20 protein-coding genes and 1 tRNA gene are annotated in these 25,174 nt (G+C 40.2%); 7 read left to right on the top strand and 14 right to left on the bottom strand.

The window, feature by feature from the left end:
• Positions 1-2: 2 nt before the first annotated feature.
• From Q4546_RS15240 to cmoA, 3 genes are read right to left on the bottom strand one after another with little or no spacing between them, the layout of a single operon-like run.
• Positions 3-767 carry an ATP-dependent zinc protease gene (locus Q4546_RS15240; protein ID WP_102437202.1) on the bottom strand — a complete coding sequence of 255 codons (765 nt, stop codon included), beginning with the start codon at positions 765-767 and terminating at the stop codon, positions 3-5.
• Positions 768-796: 29 nt separating this feature from the next.
• Entirely contained in the window at positions 797-1,789 is a 993-nt protein-coding gene (gene cmoB / locus Q4546_RS15235; RefSeq protein ID WP_102437204.1) for a tRNA 5-methoxyuridine(34)/uridine 5-oxyacetic acid(34) synthase CmoB, read from the bottom strand.
• Positions 1,786-2,517 carry a carboxy-S-adenosyl-L-methionine synthase CmoA gene (gene cmoA, locus Q4546_RS15230; RefSeq protein ID WP_303446537.1) on the bottom strand — a complete coding sequence of 244 codons (732 nt, stop codon included), beginning with the start codon at positions 2,515-2,517 and terminating at the stop codon, positions 1,786-1,788. Before cmoA ends, cmoB begins: the two co-directional genes overlap by 4 nt.
• Positions 2,518-2,753: 236 nt before the next feature.
• Between cmoA and Q4546_RS15225 the strand changes: the two genes are divergently transcribed.
• The 7 genes from Q4546_RS15225 to Q4546_RS15195 all read left to right on the top strand — a co-directional run bounded on the left by Q4546_RS15225 (position 2,754) and on the right by Q4546_RS15195 (position 13,974).
• Complete coding sequence (locus tag Q4546_RS15225) at positions 2,754-5,585, top strand: transporter substrate-binding domain-containing protein (RefSeq protein WP_303446535.1); 2,832 nt, start codon at positions 2,754-2,756, stop codon at positions 5,583-5,585.
• Positions 5,586-5,886: 301 nt separating this feature from the next.
• Positions 5,887-7,668 (top strand): aspartate--tRNA ligase, encoded by a 1,782-nt coding sequence (gene aspS / locus Q4546_RS15220; RefSeq protein WP_303446534.1) that lies wholly within the window; start codon positions 5,887-5,889, stop codon positions 7,666-7,668.
• 118 nt (positions 7,669-7,786) lie between these two features.
• The gene (locus Q4546_RS15215) at positions 7,787-8,533 is read left to right on the top strand and encodes a YebC/PmpR family DNA-binding transcriptional regulator (RefSeq protein WP_102475519.1); all 747 of its coding nucleotides are present in this window, start codon (positions 7,787-7,789) and stop codon (positions 8,531-8,533) included.
• A gap of 15 nt (positions 8,534-8,548) precedes the next feature.
• Positions 8,549-9,070, top strand: a complete 522-nt coding sequence (ruvC, locus tag Q4546_RS15210; RefSeq protein ID WP_102475520.1) for a crossover junction endodeoxyribonuclease RuvC — start codon at positions 8,549-8,551, stop codon at positions 9,068-9,070.
• Positions 9,067-9,684, top strand: a complete 618-nt coding sequence (gene ruvA / locus Q4546_RS15205) for a Holliday junction branch migration protein RuvA (RefSeq protein WP_102437215.1) — start codon at positions 9,067-9,069, stop codon at positions 9,682-9,684. The genes ruvC and ruvA overlap by 4 nt, the downstream gene beginning before the upstream one ends.
• A 35-nt stretch (positions 9,685-9,719) precedes the next feature.
• A complete protein-coding gene (gene ruvB, locus Q4546_RS15200) occupies positions 9,720-10,727 on the top strand; it encodes a Holliday junction branch migration DNA helicase RuvB (RefSeq protein WP_076536398.1) in 1,008 nt (335 codons plus the stop codon).
• 733 nt (positions 10,728-11,460) lie between these two features.
• Positions 11,461-13,974, top strand: a complete 2,514-nt coding sequence (locus tag Q4546_RS15195; RefSeq protein WP_303446533.1) for a TonB-dependent siderophore receptor — start codon at positions 11,461-11,463, stop codon at positions 13,972-13,974.
• Between the two features lie 122 nt (positions 13,975-14,096).
• On the opposite strand, the gene gloA is transcribed toward Q4546_RS15195, so the two are convergent.
• The 11 genes from gloA to Q4546_RS15140 form a co-directional block, all read right to left on the bottom strand.
• Entirely contained in the window at positions 14,097-14,507 is a 411-nt protein-coding gene (gloA, locus tag Q4546_RS15190) for a lactoylglutathione lyase (protein ID WP_102437219.1), read from the bottom strand.
• 333 nt (positions 14,508-14,840) lie between these two features.
• Positions 14,841-15,896: an acyltransferase family protein gene (locus tag Q4546_RS15185; RefSeq protein WP_303446532.1), complete on the bottom strand. Its 1,056-nt coding sequence runs from the start codon at positions 15,894-15,896 to the stop codon at positions 14,841-14,843.
• 295 nt (positions 15,897-16,191) lie between these two features.
• The gene (nth, locus tag Q4546_RS15180; protein WP_303446531.1) at positions 16,192-16,833 is read right to left on the bottom strand and encodes an endonuclease III; all 642 of its coding nucleotides are present in this window, start codon (positions 16,831-16,833) and stop codon (positions 16,192-16,194) included.
• Between the two features lie 3 nt (positions 16,834-16,836).
• On the bottom strand, positions 16,837-17,532 hold the full coding sequence (locus tag Q4546_RS15175; protein ID WP_076536406.1) for an electron transport complex subunit E: 696 nt from the start codon (positions 17,530-17,532) through the stop codon (positions 16,837-16,839).
• Positions 17,525-18,160: an electron transport complex subunit RsxG gene (gene rsxG, locus Q4546_RS15170; RefSeq protein WP_102437228.1), complete on the bottom strand. Its 636-nt coding sequence runs from the start codon at positions 18,158-18,160 to the stop codon at positions 17,525-17,527. The genes Q4546_RS15175 and rsxG overlap by 8 nt, the downstream gene beginning before the upstream one ends.
• Positions 18,161-18,172: 12 nt before the next feature.
• Entirely contained in the window at positions 18,173-19,222 is a 1,050-nt protein-coding gene (gene rsxD / locus Q4546_RS15165) for an electron transport complex subunit RsxD (RefSeq protein WP_303446530.1), read from the bottom strand.
• 2 nt (positions 19,223-19,224) lie between these two features.
• Positions 19,225-21,690 (bottom strand): electron transport complex subunit RsxC, encoded by a 2,466-nt coding sequence (rsxC, locus tag Q4546_RS15160; protein WP_303446528.1) that lies wholly within the window; start codon positions 21,688-21,690, stop codon positions 19,225-19,227.
• Positions 21,684-22,301, bottom strand: a complete 618-nt coding sequence (gene rsxB, locus Q4546_RS15155) for an electron transport complex subunit RsxB (RefSeq protein WP_102475526.1) — start codon at positions 22,299-22,301, stop codon at positions 21,684-21,686. The genes rsxC and rsxB overlap by 7 nt, the downstream gene beginning before the upstream one ends.
• Before the next feature lie 2 nt (positions 22,302-22,303).
• Positions 22,304-22,882, bottom strand: a complete 579-nt coding sequence (rsxA, locus tag Q4546_RS15150) for an electron transport complex subunit RsxA (protein ID WP_076536414.1) — start codon at positions 22,880-22,882, stop codon at positions 22,304-22,306.
• Positions 22,883-23,019: 137 nt separating this feature from the next.
• Positions 23,020-24,921: a GGDEF domain-containing protein gene (locus tag Q4546_RS15145; RefSeq protein ID WP_102437236.1), complete on the bottom strand. Its 1,902-nt coding sequence runs from the start codon at positions 24,919-24,921 to the stop codon at positions 23,020-23,022.
• A 177-nt stretch (positions 24,922-25,098) separates the two neighbouring features.
• Positions 25,099-25,174, bottom strand: a tRNA-Asn gene (locus Q4546_RS15140).

Genomic DNA, 25,174 nt, shown 5'->3' with positions numbered 1-25,174 from the left:
TCCTATTTAACTTTTGTCGTTATTTGTTTGTCTTTTTTTCCATGAATATAGCTCTGGCCGACATCGACTACAGCAATATCTTTCATAAATTTACGACCAAGTAGTAAGGGATAATCTAAATGGCTACGATCGGTTAAGTTTAAGTCAGTTTCAGCGGCGTATTTACCAATTTGCAGGTGGGCATGAATAACGGGGCGGCGATCATCAGGTTGTTCTGCATCTTGTTTAATGCGCACAAAACGTTCAACTTTATGTTCAAAAGTATCCCCAGGTTGATCCTCTCCATTGATCATTACATCGAAGCGAACCCATTGAACGCCATTACGTTCAAATAACACAATATTGCGGGCATCTAATGATGACGATTCAGCGCCAGTATCAATACGCGTTGCAAAAGCGGCTTTTAATTCGTCAATAAAAACACTTTCTACTTCACCCAGAACAAACTTATCGGTTATTGCTGACTCAGGACACTGAGGTGGTTCATTTAATTGCGCTAATGCAACGGCATCAGCATCCATTTTTTCAGATTGTTTGGTAAGAGTATCGGTGATTTGTAACCTTAATTGTTGTACTTCTTCGTTTAAGGCAACAATTTCAGGTGTGGCGCTAATACATTGGCTATTAATCGCTTCAATAATAGCGGCCTGAGAACTGGCTAAATTTGAAGTAAACTCTTCACTACCAACCGGAGTTACTTTTTCTGTTGAAGCACAGCCGGTGATTAACGCGGCTGTACAAGATAAAATAAATACCTGCTTTAACATGATAATTCCTGTTATTTTAATAATCTAGGTTAAATTAAGTCGTGATTAGGTTGGTTCTTTATTGCAATAATCGTTGCACGTTTGGGTGCAGGGTAACCTTCTACCGTTAAACTAACATCATTTGGATCAAGATAATCCACTAACGACTCGTTTTTCATCCATTTAGTTGAGCGCTGTTCTGCCATAGAGGTGACATCAACATCGACACAACGGATATCGGTAAAATCGCATTTTTTAAGCCATAACATTAACGCATCAACGGAGGGTAAAAACCATACGTTGTTCATTTTGCCGTATCTGTCTTCTGGCACTAAAACCGCATTTTCATCACCATCGATAACTAAAGTTTCTAATACCAATTCGCCGCCCATACGCAGTTGATCACGTAACTGCATTAGATGGTCGATAGGTGAGCGGCGGTGATATAACACTCCCATAGAAAACACTGTATCAAACGCATCAAGTGCTGGCAGTTCTTCAATTCCTAATGGCAATAAATGAACAGGATGCTGATTACCCGCTAAACGCTTAACGGCTTCAAATTGGCATAAAAATAACGGCGAAGGGTCAATACCCACGACACGTTTTGCGCCAGCCCCTAGCATGCGCCACATATGGTAGCCGCTACCACAACCTACATCTAGCACGGTGCGATTCTCTAACGGTGAAATATGTGGTTTTACTCGATCCCATTTCCAGTCACTGCGCCATTCGGTATCGATATCAATACCATGAATATTAAAAGGACCTTTACGCCAAGGTTGAAACAAGCCTAAAAGGTTTTCAAGTTTTTCAGTTTGACCTGCAGTTAATTGGCTGCCATCGCCAATTTTGACACCATTGAATAAATCGATGCTTGTTGGAGTAGGGTAATTAAGTTTGTTAAGGACTTTTTCCCATTTAGGTAAATTGCCGTGTTTATGTTCACGTTGCCACTTTCCTAAAATAGCCGGTAATTCTTCCAACCAGTGTTGTAACGATGAGTCGGCAATTTGTTGATAAAAAGAGCTGAAACTAATCACTTGATAGCCACCATAGATGCGAAATTAAAACATTGGAACCATACAGTTGAATGACTAAAGCCATTATCAGTAAAGCGTTGTTGGTGGATTGTTAAACTGTCTGGGCGCATCACATTTTCAAGTGCGCTGCGTTTTTGGCTGATTTCTAACTCACTGTAGCCATTAGCACGTTTAAAATCGAGGTGTTGTTCATACAGCAATGATTGAATCACATCATCTTCAAAGCAGAGCTTTTCTGAGATCACTAAAATACCGCCAGGCAATAAGCCTTGAAATATTTTTTTGATCAGGCTATCTCTATCTTGCACCGGTAAAAACTGTAAGGTGAAATTTAACACCACCATCGATGCATTGGTGATTTCTACATCTCTAATGTCACCACAAATTAACTTAACCTCAGTATCACTGACATAAGCCGCGAGATTTTCCTGACATCGAGAAACCATAGACTCGCTATTATCTACTGCGATAATACGGCATTGGCGTTGTTCAATTTGACGACGAATACTTAAGGTAGCAGAGCCTAAGGAGCTGCCTAAATCATAAATATTAGAATTTGGCGTTACATACCTATCAGCAAAATCACCTATCGTATTAATGATTTGTGCATAACCAGGTACAGAACGTCTGATCATATCGTTGAACACACCAGCGACGCGATTATCAAATTGAAAATCTGATATTTTGTCAGTTGCTGTGGCGTAAATTGTGTCTTGTTGAGAGTTCATCTGCAGTAACTTAGGAGTATTATATTGTCATTCTAGCTAATCCTAACAAATAGCAGCAAGTATCCCATTGGAATTTTTGTAAATTATTTTGTTTATTGGCTATTTTCTCGGTAAATTATTCATCTTGTTAGACAATTAGTCGATATAAAACGGTATGATGTACAGTAATTAAAAATAACCAACAAACACATAACCTTTTTCTTCAGAGAAAATACATCTTGCACAAGGGATAGCGCTTGAAGTTCACTCAATTTATATTTGTCATCATAGTCAGTTTAGTGCTCACCACTGCTACTTGGGCTAATACCTCCTCAGATGAGATACTAGTAAGCTCACTACCGAAAACAATATCTATTTCAATGAGTGAAGACGCTTACCCTTATCAATTTGTTGATCAAAATGGTAACCCTTCGGGTTTGATGGTCGATTTATGGCACGAATGGTCAGTTAAGAGTGGCATTAAAGTGATTTTTAAGCCCATGCCATGGAAGGAGTCACTCTCTGCTGTTGAAGAAGGTAAGGTCGATGCCCATATAGGAATGGTAGTAAACGCGAAAAGAAAGACAAAATTTGCTTATGCCAATCAAATAACAACATTAAATAATTACGTTTACCTTCATAATGATATCGCCACTAAGAAAAGCATCACAGATTTAAAACCTTTTAAAATAGGGGTTATCGAAGGCACATCTCATCTCGATGATTTATTAGCCATTGAACCTAGTCTCACATTTAAAACCTTCAAAACTAAACGTGAACTCGTGGACGCGGTAATTGATGGCGAGCTATATGCTTTTGCTGCTATTCAAGGTTATTATCAAGGGATTCCGGTTAATTTTGATTTGGCCAATAACTATCAAACTTCCGCTAGGATCTCAGTTAATACAGTTAATTTAGCGCCAGCGGTTGCCAAACGGCACAGTCATTGGGTTGCTGAAATTAACCAAGGTTTTGCGCAAATATCAGCGAAGGTGGTTGATGATATTGAGAAACGCTGGTTTGGCCTGAGACGTGAATCAGGCGGCTTAATGATCGCTATGCAAGTTGAAATTGAGCCGTTTGTTGATATAAACCCTGAAGGTCAACCCCATGGTTTATTTGTCGATATTTGGCAGTTATGGTCTGAAAAAACGGGTATTAGTATCAACTTTATACCTAGCGATATGAACGGTAGTATTAATTTCGTTAAAAAAGGTTTAGCCGATGTACATATTGGCTATCCTGAAAGTGACAGCATAAATACTGGCTTGCATCGAGCTAATCATTTATACACTGTAAAAAGTCGTTTTTTTAGTTACCAAAAAGAATTAACCAATATTAGTCAAGTTGATGGTAAACGCATTGGTATTTTTGCCACATCTCCTTATATTGTTGAACTGAGAACATTATTGCCTAATGCGCAGCTGCGGTATTACGATTCTATGGCTCAAATGGTCAAAGCGAGCCAAGACGGCGATATTGTCGGCTTTGTTGCATCGAGTGCGACTACGTCACATTACTTACTTAATAATAAAAAATGGGCAGATTTCAATCAGCTCACTTCAACTGAATTTAGCACCCAGATTTATAACCTCACCAATGTTGAAAACACAGAGCTTGGTGAGCGTATCACCAATGGTTTCAAGCTGATTAGTTTGCATGAACTAAATAAAATAGAGCGTAAATGGCTGGTTAATAATGACGACCGCACTTTTATTAGCCGTGATAAGCAAATATTTTTAAGTCATAACGAGCAAAAATATTTGGACTCCTTAGGTGCATTAAAATTGGGCTATTTAGACGACTGGGCACCAATGGAATATCAAAATGAACAGGGTGAGTTTTCTGGCGTTAACAGCGACGTCACTGACATTATCTCTAATCAATTAGGAATCGATATTATTCCAGTTGCTTATCAAGATTGGGATAGCCTTAACAATGATATTAAATCAGGAACCATACACATGGTCGCTAGTATGGCCAAGAGTAAATTGCAGCAGCCTACGCTCGAATTTACCGATGGTTACTGGCCATCTCCTTGGGCCATTGCCACCTCACTCACTGAGCAACCACTATTTAATTTAAGTCAATACACAAGTAAACGGATTGCTGTGGTCAAAGGGTACAGCATCAATAATCAATTAAGGCAACAATTTCCAGGCTTAAAGATCATGCCTGTGGCAGATGTCAAAAGTGGTTTAAAAGCCGTATCTACAGGTCAAGCTGATTTATTTATTGAGCAAGTGGTTACCTTGGCTTATGCACTTAATGAAGGTGGTTTCCCTGATTTAAAAATAGCACTGGTAGCGGATTTAGCAGAGCAAAAAAGTCATATTGGCGTCTATTCAGAACTTAAAAAGCTCATCCCACTAATTAATCGTGCCTTAGAAACTATTGATGAAACAAAGCAGCAGCAAATGTATCAGCAATGGGTGGCCATTGACTTAAGTAGCGAAGCGGATAAATATCAACATTGGTTTAAGATGCTGTTGATAGGGTTAGTTATTGTTAGCGCTATTACATTGTTGGTTATTTGGGGTAACAGGCGGCTGAAGGCAGAAGTGGAGCTTCGTAAACAAGCACAATTAGAAAGTAAATTTGCAGCTGAGCATGATCCTGTGACTCATTTACCTAATCGGTGTTTACTTGATGATAGATTAGCTTGCGCCGTCACCGCTCATCTAAGAGAACAACATAAATTTGCCATTTTATTTATTGATATCGATAAGTTTAAAGCAGTTAATGACACCTATGGCCATCATGTTGGTGATCAAGCATTAGTTGCTATAGCAAATAGCTTGAAAAAAGCGGTTAGAAAATCAGATACAGTTTCTCGATTTGGTGGTGATGAATTTGTCATACTACTGAATAATATCGATAACGCAGAAAGTGCAATTAAGGTGGCTGAAACCATTACTGCTAACCTAACAGAGCCTTTGAGGATTGATGGTATCAGTCTAACGCTTACTGCCAGTATCGGTATGGCGATTTATCCTGATGATGGTGATAACGCCATTGCATTGTTAAAGTGTGCTGATAAAAATATGTACCGCAACAAGAAAAGCGCTAACAACTTAGGTTACCAATAAGCTGAATAGTCTTGATTAATTTCTAACAAATAAACTTAAGGCTTGGCAGCGGTTAACCAAAAATGCAGCAGATCCACAAAAAAAGCATTGGATGATGCTTTTTTGCACGTTTATTGTGCTAACTTTTTCCTAAAGCCGCGTTAATTGCAGTAAACTATTTCAAAGCTTGTAGTAAAATAATGTTCGGATTTATTTATCACGTCATTGACGTTGTTTAAGTACTATAGTTGCTAGCATTATTTATCTAATGTTTAACAGAATTATTTTTTAGAACCTATTACCGAATTAAGGGTAGAGTTAAATGCGCAGTCAATATTGTGGAGACGTCAATAAGTCTCATCTTGGTCAAGAAGTCACCTTAGTAGGTTGGGTAAACCGTAGCCGTGATTTAGGTGGCGTGATTTTTTTAGATCTTCGTGACAGAGAAGGGATTGTACAAGTTGTTTATGATCCGGATTTAGAAGATGTTTTCAAGGTTGCCAGTAGTTTACGTGGTGAATTTTGTGTACAAGTAAAAGGCGTGGTGCGTGCAAGACCAGAAAGCCAAATTAATGCACAAATGAAAACCGGTGAAATTGAAGTATTAGGTAAAGACTTAGTTATTATCAATGCTTCTGCGCCGTTACCACTAAGCATGGATAACTACCAAAACAATAGTGAAGAGCAGCGTTTAAAATACCGCTACTTAGATTTACGTCGCCCAGAAATGGCTGACAGAATCGTATTTCGCTCTAAAGTGACTAGTGCTGTGCGTCGTTTCCTTGATGACAGCGGTTTTTTAGATATTGAAACGCCAATCTTAACCAAAGCTACACCAGAAGGCGCTCGTGATTATCTAGTTCCAAGCCGGACCTATAAAGGTCAATTCTTTGCCTTACCTCAGTCACCACAGTTGTTTAAGCAATTGTTAATGATGTCTGGTTTTGACCGTTATTACCAGATCGTAAAGTGTTTCCGTGATGAAGATTTACGTGCAGATCGCCAACCAGAATTTACTCAAATAGATATCGAAACTTCTTTCATGTCGTCAGATCAAGTGATGGCGAAAACTGAAGAAATGGTTCGTGGTTTATTTAACGACTTATTAAATGTCGATTTAGGTGAATTTCCACGTATGCCATATGCAGAAGCCATGGCACGTTTTGGTTCAGACAAGCCTGATTTACGTAACCCACTAGAGTTAGTGGACATCGCTGATTTGGTTAAAGACGTAGAATTTGCAGTATTCAGTGGTCCAGCTAACGATGTCGAAGGTCGTGTTGCGGCATTACGCATTCCAGCAGGCGCATCTTTGTCTCGCAAACAAATTGACAACTACACTAAGTACGCTGGCATCTATGGTGCTAAAGGCCTAGCGTGGATGAAGATTAACGACTTATCTGCTGGCATTGAAGGTATTCAATCACCAGTACTTAAATTCTTAAACGAAGAAATCGTTAACGAAATTATCAGTCGCACAGGTGCGCAAACTGGTGACATCGTGTTATTTGGCGCTGATAAAGCCAATGTTGTTGCTGAAGCAATGGGAGCACTACGTCTTAAAGCCGGTGAAGATTTTGACCTACTTGAAGGTGAATGGCGTCCATTGTGGGTTGTTGACTTCCCAATGTTTGAGAAAATTAATGGTGGTTTCCACGCTGTTCACCATCCGTTTACCGCAGCATGTGATATTACCCCGGAGCAATTAGAAGCGGATCCAGCCGCTGCGATTTCAGATGCATACGATATGGTATTAAATGGCTGTGAATTAGGCGGCGGTTCAGTGCGTATTCATAATGCAGAGATGCAAAGCGCGGTATTCCGTATCTTAGGTATTTCAGATGAAGAAGCCAACGAGAAGTTTGGCTTCTTACTTGAAGCATTACGTTATGGTACACCACCTCATGCAGGTTTAGCCTTTGGTTTAGATCGCATTATCATGTTAATGACAGGTGCAAGCTCAATACGTGATGTAATGGCATTCCCTAAAACAACCACTGCGGCATGTCCGTTAACTAATGCCCCAGGTTTTGCTAACCCGCAGCAGTTAGTTGAATTAGGTATCAATGTTATTCCGCAAGAGAAGCCCGCTACTGAAGAGTAATCTAAAGTTTGGCTACATTGATAAAATAACAAACCGAGGCATATGCCTCGGTCTGTTTTTATAATACCTAAGTGTGTAATCTAACAGGTATTGAGACCGGAAATTTAAAGGACTTACCATGGCTGGACACAGTAAATGGGACAATATTAAGCATCGTAAAGCGGCCCAAGATGCCAAGCGTGGCAAATTATTCAGTAAATTTATTCGTGAGTTAACCGTTTCAGCACGAGAAGGCGGATCAGATCCAGATGCTAACCCGCGTCTACGCGCCGCAATAGACAAAGCTTTATCAAATAATATGACCCGAGACACGGTAGAGCGCGCAGTAAAACGTGGTGCCGGCGAGCTTGATGGTCAGCAGCTTGATACCATTATTTATGAAGGGTACGGCCCAGGTGGCACCGCAGTGATGGTTGAAACCATGACCGACAACAAAAACCGAACTGTCTCTGGCGTACGCAATGCATTCAGTAAGTCAGGTGGTAACCTAGGCACCGATGGTTCTGTCGCTTATATGTTTACAAAATCTGGGGTCATTTCATATCCAAATACTGTCGATGAAGATCAACTGATGGACGCCGCCTTAGAAGCGGGTGCAGATGATGTGGTTTCCCATGATAATGGTGCATTTGATGTACTCACCACGCCTGATGCATTTGGCAGTGTTAAAGATGCCCTAGATGCTGCTGGTTTTGAAGCAGTAAATGCCGAAGTCACCATGATTGCCGGTACTAAAGCCGATTTAGATGCTGATACCGCAGCTAAATTTATGCGCTTGATCGATAATTTAGAAGATCATGATGATGTTCAAGAGGTTTATCATAACGCTGAAATATCAGACGAAGTAATGGAAAGTCTAGGTTAAGGAAACCTTAAAACCGTGACAACAATATTAGGCATTGATCCTGGTTCACGAATTACCGGATACGGCGTCATCAAGTGCCAAGGCAGACAACAACTGTATTTAGGCAGTGGCTGTATTCGAACCTCAGCAGATGATTTGCCGACTCGATTAAAACAAGTTTTTGATGGCATTACAGAAATCATCAAGCAATACCAGCCGGATCAATTTGCCATTGAACGGGTTTTTATGGCAAAAAATGCCGATTCGGCTCTAAAGCTTGGGCAAGCACGCGGCGCCGCCATTGTGGCGGCCATGAATGCTAATTTGCCGGTTGCTGAATACAGTGCAACCCAAATTAAAAGTGCTGTTGTGGGGACGGGGCGCGCGCAAAAAGCGCAAGTTCAGCATATGATCCAGCAAATTTTTAAATTGCCTGCTGCGCCTCAAGCTGATGCTGCTGATGCACTTGGCGTTGCTATTTGTCACTACCACACTTATCAAAGTTTAATTGCGCTGGGTGGAAAAGCTCAAAGCCGCACATATGGAAGATACAAATGATTGGAAGATTATGCGGATTGGTGGTTGAGAAACAGGCCCCAGAAATTGTACTTGATGTTAATGGCGTTGGTTACGAGTTACAGGTACCAATGACCAGTTTTTACGAGTTACCGGAATTAAACCATACCGCAATGCTATACACCCACTTTGTGGTACGTGAGGATGCGCAATTACTTTATGGTTTTATTACTAAGCAAGAGCGGGCGTTATTTCGCTTATTAATAAAAACCAATGGTGTCGGCCCTAAACTGGCGCTTACCATTTTGTCAGGTATGACCGCTGGCGAGTTTGTTAATTGTGTTGAGCGTGATGATATCGTGACCTTAGTAAAACTTCCCGGTGTCGGTAAAAAAACTGCAGAACGCTTAGTTATTGAAATGCGCGATAAACTGAAAAGTTTACTCGAAGCTTCCGTTGGCTCCGAGCGTGAGTTTGCATTGCAAACTAACTATCAACCTGCAGTGGTTGAAAACAATGCCGAAGAAGATGCTATTGCCGCACTAGTATCATTAGGCTACAAACCCGCGCAAGCGAGTAAAGCGGTTATAACAGCTTATTCAGACGGCATGACCAGCGAAGTATTAATTAAAGCCGCGCTAAAATCGATGCTTTAACTCCGGTATTTAATTGCTTAATTAAAGAGATATAAATGATAGAAGCAGATCGCTTAATACAACCACAAGAATTTGAGCAAGAAGTACATATTGATAGGGCGATGCGCCCTAAAATGCTTGAAGACTATACAGGTCAAGATGATACTCGCGCCCAGCTTAAAGTGTTTATAGAGGCAGCGCTTAAACGTGAAGAGGCCTTAGATCATATGTTGATTTTTGGCCCTCCAGGTTTAGGTAAAACTACGCTGGCGATGATTGTTGCCAATGAAATGGGTGTAAATATTAAGTCTACTTCAGGACCTGTACTTGAAAAAGCGGGCGATCTCGCTGCACTACTGACAAACCTTGAACATGGTGATGTGCTATTTATCGATGAAATACACCGCTTAAGCCCAGTAGTGGAAGAAATTCTCTATCCTGCAATGGAAGATTATCAATTAGATATTATGATTGGTGAAGGACCTGCAGCACGTTCCATTAAACTGGATTTACCACCCTTTACTCTAATTGGCGCCACCACCCGAGCAGGGGCGTTAACGTCGCCTTTGCGCGCCCGTTTTGGTATTCCACTGCGTCTTGAGTTTTATAACGTAAAAGATCTTTGTACCATTGTGACTCGCTCAGCCAAAGTCATGGAATTACCCATCGATGAGCAGGGCGCCTTTGAAATTGCAAAACGCTCAAGGGGAACACCTCGTATCGCTAATCGTTTGTTAAGACGTGTTCGCGATTACGCTGAAGTAAAGCATGATGGCTTTGTAACTGCAGAGGTCGCACAAAAAGCGCTGGATTTACTTGATGTTGATTTAGAAGGCTTTGATTATCTAGACAGAAAATTATTATTAGCCATCATTGATAAGTTCATGGGCGGGCCAGTGGGTTTAGATAACCTTGCCGCAGCTATTGGTGAGGACAGAGAAACCATTGAGGATGTATTAGAGCCATTTTTAATCCAACAAGGCTTTATACAAAGAACACCACGTGGCCGAATTGCAACAGATAGAGCATATCTGCACTTTGATATCATAAAACCAGCAGTTTAATTTGTTGTAATAAAAAATGGAAAGCTAAGGCTTTCCTTTTTTTTTACTTATAAATAATGGTGCAGTACTGAATAAATATTCATTATTAACTTATCGACGAATTGTAACATTTATAAATGATTAAAAATAAAACATACCGGATGGCATAATACTCAATTGTTAAATTGTAATAACCTAACACCTGCTTGTGTTGTACTTGTTAAAACCTAATGCTATTTAATTGAGCCATACAAACAATCCTACAGATAAAATTACCTTTCATTGTTATAAATATACTTGTTTAAATAATAACCACAGTTAATAATTCTATAAAGACCCAGTACTGGTGCGGGTTACAGTGTTTTAGATCCTAAACAGATCTTAAACTGAATAAAAACTGACTAAATAAATTTTATATGGCGCAAGCTTCAATAATATTGTGTGATCATTGTCACATATATTCGTTTTGATAAGTATTAAAAATGTTATTTTTGCACTAGATGATAACACTTTATTTGATGGTTATTGGCAGTGTTATTCACTGCTAAGTAAAATAAATTCTATTTTAGCGCGATAGCTACTTATTAGTGTTAACACTTGCACTTGTAAGTTATTAACAAGATAACGGTCAAAAGTTAAAGGTTAGTGGTTTGACGAAATATCTCTGGTTATACAGTATCTAGTTCAACGCAAATTTAAATACTTATTTAATTGCGTACATAGAATAAGAAAAGATATCACCAGGGAGCTACAAATGCTTAAAAGATCTAAATTATCAAACAGCGTAAACGTCGCGTTATTAGCGTCAGTTTCAGCTGCTTCAGCCGTTTCGGTAAGTGCTTACGCAGCAGAAGAATCTGCTAACGTAGAAAGAATTGCAGTAACGGGCTCCCGTATTCAACGTCAAGATATGGAAACAGCATCGCCTGTCACCACGATTGACGCCAGTGCTATCAAAGCGGAAGGTTATAACTCTGTAGATGAAATTCTACAATCTCAACCTGCTATGGCCGGTATGGCTGCAGGTGCGACCACCAACAACGGATCTGATGGTGTAGCGCAAGTTGATTTACGTGGTATGGGTTCAAACAGAACATTAGTACTGTTAAATGGTCGTCGTATGGTGAACTCAGGATCTGGCGCAGACAGTGCAGTCGATTTGAACACTATTCCAGTTGCAATGATTGCTCGTGTTGAAATCTTAAAAGATGGCGCATCAGCAGTATATGGTTCAGATGCTATTGCTGGTGTTGTTAACATCATTACTAAAAAAGACTTTGAAGGTTTCCAGTTTGATATCAATGGCGGTGCAACTGACAAAGGTGATGGCGAGAACCTAGAGCTAAGTGCATTATATGGTTTTGATACCGGCAAAGGTAACGTGACTTTTGGTTTAGCTTACTCAGAGCGTAAAGGTGTAATGCAGGGCGATCGTGATTGGGTTGCTAAGGGTGATAGCTCTTTTATTCCTGAAGGCACTTTAGGTGGCAAACAAATTAACCCTGAGACTGGCGAATGGGGCGATCGTGAATACGGATACGATTTCACCCAAGATAGCTGGTTACAAACGCCAAATAAACGTTACAGTTTTTTTGCTAATGGTAATCACGAATTCTCAAATGACATGATTTTAAGCGGTGATATCCTCTACACTAAACGTAAATCTAATCAAATGATGGCAGCTCAACCAGCTAACTTAGATTTAAAAGTTTGTGAAGGCAATATTAAGCAAGATGACTGTATTACATTAGACGATGCAATGATTGCTGGTGGCGTTGCTGCTGATGAAGACGGCATGATCAACTACCGTAAACGTATGAATGATGTTGGTAATCGTGTTTATGAACAAGAAACAGATACCCTACGTGTATCTGCTGGTCTAGCCGGTTATTTAGATATTAATACCGGTATGGACTGGGATGTGTCTTATACCTACGGCAGTAACAAAGCTGATACTTGGGTACATAATTCAATTCACCAAGGCAACATGATAAAATCAATCAATGCGAATCAAGATGCATGGTTTGGTGGCGATCCTATGAGCCAAGAGATGATTGATGCCGTTAGCTACACAGAGCAAACTGATGGCGGTAACGATCAACATGTTATTGCTGGTGTGATCAGCGGTGAAGCATTTGATTTAGATGCTGGTGCAGTGGCTTTCGCAATCGGTGTAGAGTACCGTCATGAAAGTGGTTATTACAATCCAGATCCAGTAATTATTGCTGGTGAAGGTACTGCAGCGCAGCAAGATCCAACTGATGGCAGCTTTGATGTATTCTCTGTTTACCAAGAAGTCAGTGTTCCTTTCACTGAAAAATTAACTGGTGAGTTTGCACTTCGTTATGATGATTACTCTACTTTTGGTAGTGCTGCAACTTGGAAAGTGGGCTTAACTTATGAGGCGACCGATGATTTAATGCTTCGTACAGTAGCTGCTACTGGTTTCCGTGCGCCAAGTGTCAGCGAATTATTTGGTGGTAACTCAGGTTCATTCGACTTCCTAGATGATCCTTGGGGTAATGAGTTAGATGACCAAATTTTAGTTAATTACACCTCAGATGAAAACTTAGATGCTGAGTCGTCAGAATCCTATACTGCTGGTTTAGTTTACTCACCAAGCTATGTTGATGGTCTATCTATCACACTTGACTGGTGGAGATTTAAGATTGATAACGCGATTTCTCGTTTAGACGTTCAAGCAGGTCTAAATAACTGTTTTGCTGGTGATGTAAGTGCTTGTGAAACTTTTAATATTGGCGCTAATGGTGATTTATCTGACCTAAGTAACCCACTAACGAACGTTGGTTATCAAGATACATCAGGTATTGATTTTAACTTAGCATACAGCTTTGAAGCATTTGGTTTGGATTGGAAAATCAATAACGATCTGACTCACTTGATTAAGTTTGAGCAAGATGGCCAAAATTACACTGGTACAATTGGTGGTATGTTCGGTGGTTACGCTGAATACAAAAACAACTTCAACATAAGTGCAAGACAAGGTGATTGGAGTGTAATGTATTCGAACCGTTATATTGGCGAAATGAATGACATCAACACGGATGCTCCGATTGATTCAATTCTTTACCACAATGTTTCGGCAACGTATTTCTTCAGCGACGCAGTCTCAGCTAACATTGGTGTGAAAAACTTAACCGATGAAGAGCCACTGATGATCCCAAGTGAAAACGATGCAGGTACAGTTCCTGAAGTGTATGACACCATTGGTCGTCAAATCTACGCAGGTGTATCATTTAAGTTCTAAGCAATTAAAACTTATATGAATCCAATAAAAAGCCAGCTAACGCTGGCTTTTTTGTATTGTCACCAAGTGACAATCTTAGTTAGATAGTTATTCTAACCATTAAGCTAATTTTTTGCTGATTTTTAACCTAAGCCCTGAGTCGCTGACTTCATTTGGATGAGTTCTATTTTGTAACCATCTGGGTCTTCTACAAAGGCAATTTCGGTGCTTCCACCTGCAACAGGGCCTGGTGCGCGAGTGATATTGGCGCCAGCAGCTGCAATGGCTTCACAGCGGGCGTATATGTCTTCTTCGCCAATAGCTAAATGCCCAAAACCTGTACCCAAATCGTAGCTCTCAGTACCCCAGTTATAAGTTAATTCAACTACAGCTTGTCCAGTTGACTCATCCCCATAACCGACAAAGGCGAGGGTATATTGATATTGCTTGTTTTCTGATTTTCGTAATAATTTCATCCCCATAACTTGGGTATAAAACTCAATGCTACGGTCAAGGTTGCCGACACGGATCATGGTATGAAGAAGTTGTGACATAATATTCTCTATAATTGAATGTATGTAAGTAACTGTTCAAGCATAACAAATTTTCATCTGAGATATAAAATTGATTTCAGGTTAAAATTTACGTTTTAGTTCACAGTTTTGTTGTTAAACAATAGGAAAATAATTATTAAAAGCTAAAATTAACTTATATTCATTTGGAGACAAGATAATGACAACAGAACTAAAAATGGCTCTTGGTACCTCAGTAGTAATCGCAGTATGTTTCAGCGCATTTTTTGTATCAATGTTTTAAAACTTGCTGAAAATATTCACAAAAAACCGCTTATAGCGGTTTTTTTGTGCCTTAAATTTGACTTGGTCAAACTAAGTACCTGTTTGCTTCTTTTTATGGGTAAGTTTTGCAGCTTTAGCAAATATGTTAGCTAAGCAAGAACACAATGGTGCTGAAAACATATAAGGTATTTTTAGTTTATTAATCAGCACTAAAACAGCCAGCGGTGCTAACAGGGCAAAGATAAAACCGATAGCAAGCTGTTCGATAAAAGAGTGTATGCCTAGTTGACTTAGTAGTGCTCTAGCGGCTCCGCCTGCAACAACATGCATCAGATATATTGCCATTGAACAGCGACCTAAATAAGCAAAAAAACTTAGGTTAAATTTTGCCAGATGAATAGATAAAGAAACGATAAAACCAATTGAAATTATAGCCAGTAACAAAGACTGTATACCTCTATCACGATATTCTAATGACAGATAACCGTGAAATATCCATTGCCCTAATATGAAAGCCAAAAATAATCCGACAAGGGCTAATTTGCTATCAAGCCACTGCGTTTTTATATGCAGTGAAAAAATAATTCCTAGCGCGAAAAAAGCTGTGTTTTCAGTAATATAATTGATTATTTTATCATCTGAAATCATCGAGCTAGTTAAGTACATTATAATGCTGAAAATGCCAAATACAGCGCTGAAGCGTTGTGGTAATAAACGATATGCTAGCGTCGATAATGCAAAGATTAACAATAAAGCATATAAGAACCAAAAATGTGCTCTAGGGGCCCACAACAGTGAAAGGACGTCAGTAAAAGAGGGACTTCCATTGGTGTAGCTAGGTAAAAGTAATTCTAATGAACCTTGTAACATTGACCACAATAAGTAGGGGTAAAAGATAGTATCAATTTTACTGAAAACTAATTTTTTCGGTCCTCTTTTTTGTAATGATGTAACAAAGAATAACCCTGATAAAAAGAAAAAAAGCGGCATGTGAAAACTATAAACTAGGCTATCAGCAATTTTGTAAAAAGGAACGGGTAAGTCTATGCCCGAATGATAAATGCCACGGGCTACATGTCCATACACCACTAACATAATGCCTATTGCTTTAGCGTATTCAACCCAAGCTGTGTCTTTCTGTGTCACGAAATGTCCTTTTCTAAATGTTGTGCTTTAAACCACAAATAATTCTTGCTACGCATTGAGTATTTAGATGAATTAGCTGTAAAGGTTATGACGGATAGCTGCAAGTATCATTAGCTTATAACGATAGCAAAATAGATCATAGTATTAACATTTTATTAATACAAAAGTATTAACTGATTTGGGCGCGGGATTGTATTTACAGGATGGTATTTAACAGTTTAACCATTGCCAATTGGAAGGCAATGGTTCGTAGAGATGCTCTAATAAAAAGTACTAAAAAGATAACATTAAATGATTAATCTTCTGGGTAAACCTTATCTTTGTATTCGCAAAGGTCTTCTATCATACAGCTACCACAGCGAGGCTTGCGGGCGATGCAGGTATAGCGTCCATGTAAAATAAACCAGTGATGTACATCGACTTTAAATTCGGCAGGGGTGACTTTCAGCATTTTTTCTTCTACTTGGTCGACATTTTTACCCATGGCAAATTTAGTGCGATTTGCCATACGAAAAATATGGGTATCAACAGCGATGGTCGGCCAGCCAAATGCAGTGTTGAGTACCACGTTGGCAGTTTTACGGCCAACGCCAGGGAGTGCTTCTAATGCCTCTCGATTTTCAGGTACTTCGCCGCCATGTTGATCAATTAGCATTTTACAGGCTTTAATAACATTTATCGCTTTGTTGTTATAAAGCCCAATGGTTTTAATGTAAGTTTTTAAGCCATCAACGCCAAGATCGTAAATTCCTTGAGCTGTGTTGGCGACAGGGAATAATTTGTCAGTGGCTTTATTGACGCTGACATCGGTTGCTTGCGCCGACAGGGTGACGGCAACCAGCAGTTCAAACGGCGATGAAAAGTTTAATTCAGTTTCAGGTTTAGGGTTATTGTCCCGAAGACGGGTTAACATTTCATAACGTTTTTGTTTGTTCATCTATTAGCTAACCTTGGTAATTCTGGCGCGCGCTATGGCTTCGCTTTGTTGTTTTGGTTGTCGGCTTTCGAGTTTTGCATCAATAACATTTTTAAGGGCAATTAACAGTCCCATGGCGATAAACGCCCCCGGCGGTAACATTGCAATTAAAAAATGGCTATCGAGTTGAAATACTTGAATCGTCAGTGCGCTTGCCCAGTCACCTAACAGCAGCTCAGCACCATCAAATAAAGTGCCTTGACCAAGAACTTCACGTACTCCGCCAAGCACCACTAAAATGGCGGTAAACCCAAGTCCCATCATGAGCCCATCAAAAGCAGCGCTGCTAACATTGTTGCGTGATGCAAAGGCTTCTGCTCGGCCAATGATCACACAGTTGGTGACAATCAAGGGCAAGAAAATGCCTAAAGAAAGATATAAGCCATAGGCATAAGCATTTATTAACAGCTGAACACAGGTTACTAGTGCGGCAATGATCATCACAAACACTGGAATACGGATTTCTTTTGGAACAAAGTTGCGCACCAATGATACCAGTACATTAGAACCAACCAGCACTAGCAGTGTGGCAACACCTAAGCCTAAAGCATTAGTTACCGTAGCTGTTACAGCTAATAACGGACATAAGCCTAATAACTGAACCAATCCGGGATTGTTTTTCCATAATCCTTGCCAAGCTATTTCGCGGTAATTAGTCATGATCTCGTCCACATTGGTTTACGGTGCTATAAAGCATTTGCCTGTTGTTTTTAACATAGGTTAGGGCATTATTAATCGCTTTGACATAAGCTCTTGGGGTAATGGTAGCCCCTGTAAATTGGTCGATGTTACCACCATCTTTTTTAACGCCTAATGGTTTATCGTTTGAATTAAAAACTAACCCAGCAAAGGCTAAAACCCAGTCAGATTTTCTTAAATCAATTTTGTCACCTAAGCCAGGTGTTTCCTGATGTGCTAAGGTTCTTACGCCTAGTAGGGTGTTGTCGTTATCGACACCGATAATAAGCTTGATATCACCGTTATAACCGTCAGGGGCAATGGCTTCAATGGCCATTGCAACAGGTAAATCGCCCTGTTTAGCAATATAGGCTGATAACGATTGATCGCTGCCCAAATATGCTTCATCAATCACGGCAATACAATCGTCAGTTAATGCATTGTCATGCATTGCTTGAGGTATGATTTGTTGCAGCACGCGTGTAAGTTGCTTGCGTTGCTGGTCAATAATCCTGTCTGCAGTTAAATAGTTCACGCTTGCTACTAAACCAGTGCAACACAAAGCAAATATCGCAAGTATCAGGCCATTTCGTGTAATAATATTAGACATAATAAATCCTGTTTAATTTCCTGCTCTATGGCCGTATGAGCGCGGACGAATGTAGTAATCAATAAATGGGGCACACATATTGGCAAGTAAAACTGCAAAGGCGACCGCATCAGGGTAACCACCATAGGTTCTAATCACAAAAATAAGCACGCCTATGATAGCGCCAAATAACAATCTGCCCCGGGGACTGGTTGCAGCGGTAACAGGATCGGTCGCAATAAAGAAAGCACATAACATGGTGCCACCAGAAAACAGATGCAGTAATGGGCTAGCATGAGTACTTGGATTTAATAAAAATCCCACACCTGCACAGATAAATATCGCTAATAATATGCCAGTACTGATCTGCCAGCGGATCACCTTGAGCTTTAACATCACAAGGCCACCAAGTAAATACGCAATATTGACCCAAAGCCAGCCAACACCTGCTATGCCGTCAAAAACATTCTTCTGTAAACTTTCGGCGCTAGTTAACCCCATAGATAAATCAGTTTTGAATGTGTCTAACGGTGTCGCCATAGTATGACCGTCGATGCCAAGGCGATATAAATGAATATCCACATTGGATAATTCAAATATTGAATTTAATGCTGCAATAATGCCCACATGATTGCTAGCAAGATCTGCAGGTGCAACCCATGAGGTCATTTGCACTGGAAACGAAACCAGTAACAGAACATATGCAGCCATGGCAGGATTAAAGATATTATTACCTAGCCCGCCATATAAATGCTTTACGATCACGATAGCAAAAAGACAGCCTATAACCGTCATCCACCAAGGTGTTAAGGGCGGTATGGCAACGGCAATCAATAAAGCTGTAACTAAGGCACTATTATCTGCTAAGGCTGTTTTAATTGATTTATTACGTAACTTCATTATGCAAGCTTCAGCGCTTAAGGCTGTTACTACGGCAATAATGATTTGTACCAAAGTCCCCATACCAAAGAAGTAGGTTTGGGCTAAAATACCCGGAATTAAACAGTAGGCAACACGCAGCATGACTTTATTGGTCTGCAGTGTGGTACTGACATGTGGAGATGAAGCTATTTTAAATGCCATGTTTATTCCTTTTCACTCAGCTTACGCTGATTTTCAAGCTTCTTCGCTTTTGCTTTAGCAACTGCAGCTGCAATTCGTGCTTTTTTGTCGTCAGTAGCTTCTGTTGGAGCAGGCTCTTCTTTAAGCTTTGCTGGCGCTGATACAGTTTCATTTTCAGCGTCATGTTTAGGCGCAAGTTTTTTCGCTTTGGCCTTAGCAACAGCGGCTGCAATTTTCGCTTTTTTGTCGTCAACGGGTTCTGACTTTACTTCTGTTACTTCGCTAATAACTTGCTCGTTAGCAGCTTGTTCGTTAGTAGCTTGAACAGAGGCAGAGATAACATCAGTTGCACTTGTTGCAGCTGTTGCAGCGAGCTTTTTGGCTTTAGCTCGTGCAACTGCAGCCGCAATTTTCGCTTTTCTGTCGTCAATTGGTTCTGAGGTTACTTCTGTTACTTCGCTAACAACTTGCTCGCTAACAACTTGCTCGTTAGCTACTTGAACAGAGGCAGAGATATCATCAGTTGCACTTGTTGCAGCTGTTGCTGCGAGCTTTTTGGCTTTAGCTCGTGCAACGGCAGCCGCAATTTTCGCTTTTCTGTCGTCAACTGCTTCTGACGTTACTTCTGTTACTTCGCTAACAACTTGCTCGTTAGCGGCTTGAACAGAGGCTGAGACATCATCAGTTGCACTTGTTGCAGCGAGCTTTTTGGCTTTTGCACGTGCAACTGCTGCGGCGATTTGTGATTTTTTGTCTGTAGCTGTGTTGCTAGGTTCACTGCTAGTAGTAACAGTGCTAGTAGTTACAGGCGTGTCATTAGCATCAGCTGGAACTGCACTGGCGAGTTTCTTGGCTTTTGCTCGGGCAATAGCGGCTTTAACTGCTGCACTTTTATCTGTAGTGGCACTATTGTTATTGGTTTCTGCAGCGGGTGTTGCCGTCGCTTGCTTTTTGGCTGCAATACGCGCCATTGCTTCTGCAACAGCATCTTTTTTACTGCTATCCATACCAGCTTTACGTTTTTCTGCTGCGAGTCTTGATTTTTCTTCGCGGGCACGCTTTTCATCTTCAAGGCGTTGCAAGCGGGCTTCAAAACGTATTTTAGCCTGTTCAGCTTGGAATTTTTCTTCCGCTTCATTTTTAAGCGCTGATTTGGCAATGCGATAATACTCAACAAGTGGAATATCACTGGGGCAAACATAACTGCAACAGCCGCATTCAATGCAATCTTTTAAATTAAAGCTAGCGGCCTTATCGTACTCCTGGGCTTTTGCATGCCAGAATAATTGTTGCGGTAACAACAGAGCTGGGCAGACAACAGCACATTCTCCGCAGCGGATACAGGCTTTTTCATCGACATCAGGGGCGATTTCATCACTGCTTGGTACCAATATGCAGTTTGTTCCTTTTAATACTGGAACATCAGTATTGGGCAGTGCATAACCCATCATAGGACCACCGATGATGACTTTAGCACTTATGTTATTAGTGTCTTTGACTGGCGTTTGTGTTTGCTTGAGTGCATGGGTGATCGGTGTACCGATAGGTAACCAATAGTTGCCTGGTTGTGATACTTGATTACCCGTGATGGTCACTAATCTCTCAATCAGAGGTTTACCATTTAACACAGCATCTTGAATCGCAAAGGCGGTGCCGACATTGTGCACCACAATACCTTGCTGGGCCGGAATGCTACCTGTGTGTATTTCTTTACCGGTCACAATTTGAATCAACTGCTTTTCGCCACCGGAGGGGTACTTAGTTGGAATGATGGTGATACGAGTCATTTTTGCTAAGGATTCAAAGCCTGCTAACGCCGTCTTCATCGCTGCAGCAGCTTGTGATTTGTTATCTTCGATAGCGATAATTATCCGTTGAGGTTTCAACAAATAATCGATGACTTCGATGCCTTTGATGATGTCAGTTGCGTATTCACGCATTAACACATCATCAGAGGTGATATAAGGTTCACACTCAACACCGTTAATGATCACAAGATCAATTTCACTGGCTGGATTAAGTTTTATATGACTTGGAAACGTTGCGCCGCCCATACCCGCGATGCCAGCTTGCTTAATTTTCTCAATAACTTGTTGGTTACTCAGTTCTGTCAATGTCGCAGGCAAAAATACCGCAGCAGTATCTTGACCATCAGCGGCAATGGTGCAAGTTAAACAAGGTAAACCAGAGGCATGATTACTTGCATGCTGTTCAATACTGATAATTTGACCAGATGTAGGCGCATGTACAGGAAGGTACATAAAGCCTTCACCATCAGTGAGCATTTGCCCTTTGAGTACCTGCTCGCCGACTTTTACTGTTAAACGAGCGCAATCACCGACTTGAGGCAGCGGTACTCTATATTGAGCTGCTAAGGGTAATTGGCGTACAGCTTGAGTATTAGACAGAGTCTTAAGTTGTGGAGGGTGTATTCCACCTGGAGAATGCCATAAAGTCCCTTTATCAATTTGTTCTAATAAAGTTAGCACTGAGATTCCTCGTTTACATCGTTTACTTTAGCTGCTTTTGAGCTTTTAACATGATCAATATCAATAAGCGTGACTGGGATAGAAGATAATTTCCAATCCCAGTTCTTTAGGTTTTGTTCAACTGGGATCATATCAATACAGTCAACTGGACAAGGCTCTACACACAAATCACAGCCGGTACAATCTTTAGTAATAACCGTGTGCATCAGTTTACCCGCGCCTAAAATGGCATCTACTGGGCAGGCTTGAATACATTTAGTACAACCAATACATTCATCTTCTCTGATGTAGGCGACTTTTTTAACCGTTTCCTGAGCTACTTCGTTTAATGGCTCTGGATCAACTCCCATTAATGACGCAAGTTTCTCCATAGTCGCAGTGCCACCAGGCGGGCACTTATTGATGTTATCACCATTGGCAATAGCTTCAGCATATGGTCGGCAGCCTGGATAGCCACATTGACCGCATTGGGTTTGCGGCAACAGGGCTTCTACTTGATCGACAATAGGGTTTCCTTCGACTTTAAATTTAATTGAAGCGTAACCAAGAATTAAGCCAAATATTAAGGCTAAGATGGTTAGCACAATGACAGCGATTGCAATACTAGACATGATTATTTAACTAGCCCCGCAAATCCCATAAAGGCAAGCGACATTATGCCTGCGGTAATCATGGCAATAGCACCACCTTTAAAAGGTAAAGGCACGTCAGCCGCCGCCAAGCGTTCGCGCATGGCTGAAAACAATACTAGTACTAAAGAAAATCCAACCGCTGCACCAAAACCATATACTGCAGATTGAATAAAGTTATGATCTTCATTGACGTTAAGTAGGGCGACACCGAGTACTGCGCAGTTGGTAGTGATGAGCGGGAGATAAATCCCTAATGCTCTATGTAAAGAGGCACTGGTTTTTTGTACTAACATTTCAGTAAATTGCACCACAACAGCAATGACCAAAATAAAGCTCATGGTTTTTAGATAGGTGATACCAAAAGGCTCAAGTAAAAATTCGTTGGTTAAGTAGCTAAGTATAGATGCTAATGTGAGTACAAAAGTTGTTGCCATGGACATACCGATGGCAGAAGCTAACTTGCTAGATACCCCCATAAAAGGGCATAGTCCAAGGAATTTTACTAATACAAAATTATTAACTAGCACTGTGCCAATTAACAGTAAGAGATAGTCTGTCATTACTACACTTTTCTATATGAGAGTTCTTTAAGAGATTAGCAGTATTATCTAAGGTTTAGGCTGGTTTAACAACGGATAAAAAAAAGGGTTATGTAAATAATAACCCTTTTTTTGAATAAAGGTCTTACATTGGTTATTTATTTATCTGTTTTCGCGATAATTTCTGGTCTGGCAATGTAATAACCTTGTAAGCCATCAACGAGTAATTTTTCAAGTGTTAGTTTCTCTTCTTGCTTTTCTACGCCTGTAGCGACCACTTTTATGCCAATTCTTTTGGAGATATCAACAATCATTCTTATGAAGAATTTATTGTTGTTGTTTTGATCAATCTTATCGCTATAACTGCTGTCAAGCTTGATAAAATCGGGTTTTACTTCCCTAAAGAATTTGAAAGATGAAAAACCTAATCCAAATTGTTGAATGGCAACCTTAACGCCAACTTTGTGCATCTCATTAACGAAGCGTTGGCTTGCATTTAAGTTCTTCTGCATACCTGATTCATTGACTTCAAAGATTAATCTTGCAGCAACACTGCGGTGGCTAGATAAAATATCTGTTAACCAAGACACAAAGACTTCATGGGTAGCAGATGAGGCACTAATATTGACGCCAAAATTACCCTTAAGGCTTGGATTGGTGCTGAGTAATTGTATGCAATGAACGATGAGCATTTTATCCAAATCGATATTTAATCGATGACGTTCAGCCATTGCGACCACACTGGCTGTGGGTAAATTGGAGCCTTCATTATTAAAGAAACGGGCAAATAACTCACGATAAACATCGACTTGATTATTACAAGGTAAGATTGGTTGTTGAAAAAACTTAACCCCTTTGCGGTTAATGAGGTCATTGATGGTTACTTTCCAGTGGTTATCGCCTAATTGTTCGTTACCGTTGAATTTTTCAAGAATATGGTATCTGTTAAGGCCAGATGTTTGCGCGATGCTGACTGCGGTATCCGCGAACACCAATAGCGCGTGAGGGTCAAACTGGTTTTCAAAAGGGACTAAACCGGCATTGGCAATATTATCGGGTTCAATGGTTTGGGCATATTCATCAAAGCTTCTTTTTAGGTTATCTAAAAATCGCTCAGACTCTTTTGTCGTAATACCATGAATAAATAATGCAAAATCACTGCTTGATACCCGGTAAAATTCATTGACTCCCATCTTAGAGCCAGCTGTTCTGATGCAAGTCGCAATTTTATTTAAATAATCATCGCCAGCTTCACGTCCTTGCAACTGGTTTATACTGGCAAGTTCAGCAGCTTTAACAATACAAAGCACGCCAAATTGCTGCTTATCTGATTTCGAAATAGATTTTATTTGATCGTCAAAGCGTCTTCGGGTTGAAAAGCCGGTGACAGCATCCTGATAAGCGGCTTTGGTAAGGGTATCATTTTTGTTATGAAAACTGTCGATGCTGGCTTTTAATTCGCCTCGGCTCTTTTCAAGAGCAATACCTATGGGTTTAAGCGAGCCTTTTAATCTTGAGGTTTCTACAGCTTGAAATGACAGACTAGAAATATTACTGATGTAATCAGATGCATACTTTATCCCTCTGCGGTGCACATGCATTAACAGCGCAAAACTCAGCATAATAACTAAATACGCTAAAATGGTCAGACTCGCTGCTTTTTCAAGGTTAACAAAGCTTGTGGTGATAACTGAACTCGTGTTTAACCGGACTTGCAGGCGAGCGTCAGCAAACGTATTAATATGACCTAATTCGATAGAAAAAATTTTATCTTCAAAGTCGGCGTCAGTTTTAGCTAACGTTCCATAGGTAAAGTTATTATCACTGTCAGTACTGTGGATGTACTGGAAAAATTGGAAGCTAAAATTTTCGCTTAATTGCTGAAAGAGTGCCTGTCCATCACTATTCCATTCTGTAATTGAATTGATTTGGTGCTTGTAATTTTCAATTGCAATATGGCCTTGGCGTTGCATTTCTTTATTTTCAAGGTCATAAATACGAAATAATAACAGACCAAAAATAACAAAAAGTACTAACTGGAAAGATTTTGATAAGCCCATGAATGATCCGTTTCCTGTCTTAAATGCTTGAGTTTAATGAGAATAATGTACTCAAGGTATTATAAACTTAAAAAAGAAATATAACTGTATTAAATTGTAATAGAAAAAGACATAAAAGGAGAGGGTTTTAAACTAAAAACGTGAGATATAACATGATGATATGCTAGAGGTAAATCTTGGCTCCCCGGACTGGACTCGAACCAGTGACATACGGATTAACAGTCCGCCGTTCTACCAACTGAACTACAGGGGA

Source organism: Shewanella sp. 4_MG-2023 (assembly GCF_030548015.1).
In the GTDB taxonomy this organism is placed as follows: domain Bacteria; phylum Pseudomonadota; class Gammaproteobacteria; order Enterobacterales; family Shewanellaceae; genus Shewanella.
The sequence above is the reverse complement of the archived record's forward strand: the minus strand, read 5'-3'. Positions and strand labels throughout refer to the sequence as shown.